Origin of the sequence: Flavobacterium nitrogenifigens, from assembly GCF_003254565.1 — a bacterium.
GTDB classification, from domain to species: Bacteria; Bacteroidota; Bacteroidia; order Flavobacteriales; family Flavobacteriaceae; genus Flavobacterium; species Flavobacterium nitrogenifigens.
This window is the reverse complement of record NZ_QJRI01000133.1, coordinates 1-2,250: the sequence shown is the minus strand read 5'-3', so window position 1 is coordinate 2,250 and position 2,250 is coordinate 1. Positions and strand designations below refer to the sequence as shown.

Genomic DNA, 2,250 nt, shown 5'->3' with positions numbered 1-2,250 from the left:
GTTTTACGTAGAACTGGAAGAGCTGCCGCTTACCCCAAATGGAAAGATCGACCGCAAAGCCCTGCCGGGAGTAGAAGGCGAAGACCTTATCAGAAATCCATATGCAGCGCCTCGCAGCAAAGAAGAAAAACTAATGGTTTTGGTCTGGGAAGACGTACTCAAAAGAGACTCCATTAGTATAAAAGACAGTTTTTATAATTTAGGAGGCGATTCAATCAAATCGATCCAGATCGTATCGCGTTTAAAACAGCACGGCTACAGCCTTAAAATCCAGCATATCCTTCAGGTTCCCGTACTGGAGGATCTGACCAAATATTTGGAATTAAGCGTTCGCAGCATCGATCAGTCGGCGGTAATTGGGGCGGTGGATCTGACCCCTATACAGCGTTATTTTTTCGAAGATCCTATTTTTAAATTGCACCATCATTTTAACCAGTCCGTGGTTTTAAAAAGCAAAGAAGCTTTAAACCATGAGCTGTTAGTAAAAAGCATAGCATTTTTAACCGGGCACCATGATGCGCTTCGTATGGTTTACAGCCAGGAAGGCGCTAAGTGGACACAGTTCAACCAGGGCATTGCAGCGGGTGATGCAAACGTATATTTTTATGACCTGCGAGAAGAAGAAAATGAATTGGAAGCCATGGCAGCGCTGGGAGAAAAGCTTCAGAGCAGTTTTAATCTAGAGACAGGCCCTTTGCTTAAAGCGGCCCATTTTCGATTGGCTGGCGGGGACCGCTTAGGCTTAATCATCCACCACCTTGTTGTAGATGGCGTTTCCTGGCGTATTTTGCTTGAGGATTTATCTACCCTGTACAGCCAATTCAGCTTAGGAGAAAACCCGGAATTGCCCCTAAAGACAGATTCTTTCCAGAGATGGTCCCAGCTGCTGCAGCAATATGCTGCTAGCGATGCCCAAGCGTCAGAGAAGTCTTATTGGGAGTCTATTTGCAGCCAAAGCTCAGGGTCTTTTCCAACGGATATGGCATCTTCAGGGCTTGAGAGAATGGACAGCATTGTTTCGCTGAGCCTTGACAAATCCATGACCGAACTGCTTCAGACACAAGTTCACGGGGCTTATAATACCGAGATAAACGATGTTTTGCTTACCGGTTTAGGCCTTGCCATAAAAGAGGCCTTCGGATTGGATCAAAGCGTTATTAAAATGGAAGGCCACGGCAGGGAAGACATTATCGCCGATGTTGATATCAGCAGAACCGTTGGCTGGTTTACTTCGGCCTATCCGTTTTTGCTAAACATAAAAAACACAGCATCCCCGATCGCGAGTCTGATTGAAGTAAAAGAAGATTTACGAAAAATCCCCAATAAAGGGATCGGATACGGAATCCAGCGCTATTTATCAGATGGATTAAAAGGAGATTTCCAGCATCCGATTGAGTTCAACTATTTGGGAGATTTTGGATATAATGCAGGTAACGAATCGGCTTCGAGATTTGAATATTCCTCAGAGAATATCGGTTCAGATATTGCTGCAGCCATTCAGAGCGATGCCGTTTTGAGTGTTTCAGGAATGCTGGTCTCAGGCGAGCTTAGGCTGTCTGTTCGTTTCTCTAAAGCACTTTACCATTTACAAACCATTGAAAACTTAGCCGCCTGCTATCATAAAAATCTTGTTGGATTAATTCAGGAGCTTAGCGTTATAAAAGAACCAAAACTAACCCCATCGGATTTAACCTTTAAAGGTTTAAGCATCTCAGATTTATCCAGAATAAACAGAGACAATAGCCTTGAGGATGTTTATAAACTTTCTCCGTTACAGCAAGGAATCTATTACCACTGGCTGTCTGATAAATCCAACCCGATGTATTTCGAGCAGATGTCCTACAGGATAAAAGCTTCTGGTTTGAGTATTGCCTCTATCGAAGAGTCGTATAATAAATTAGTGTCCCGACATGGCGTACTGCGAACAAGCTTTACCTATGATCTGAGCGACCACCCTTTACAATTGGTGAGAAAGCAAGTGGCGAATCATTTTTCATACCGTCAAATCCCTGATGGAATCAATCCGTCAGCTTACATTGCGTCCGTAAAATTAGAAGACAAGACATTGGGATTTGACCTGGAGACCCCTTCACAGATGCGACTTGGGGTATTGGATCTGGGCGATGATCAATATGAGTTTATCTGGAGCCACCATCATATCCTTTCTGATGGCTGGTGTATGAGTATTTTAATTAAAGATTTCTATCAGCTTCTGCATGCGACAGATCAGAAGATCCCGCTGGATTTACC

At 43.8% G+C, this 2,250-nt stretch carries 1 protein-coding gene; it reads left to right on the top strand.

Annotation, left to right across the window (positions count from 1 at the left end; all coding sequences use genetic code 11):
* Positions 1 to 2,250: condensation domain-containing protein (locus DM397_RS00620; protein WP_239457756.1), on the top strand; the 2,250-nt coding region annotated here is incomplete at both ends.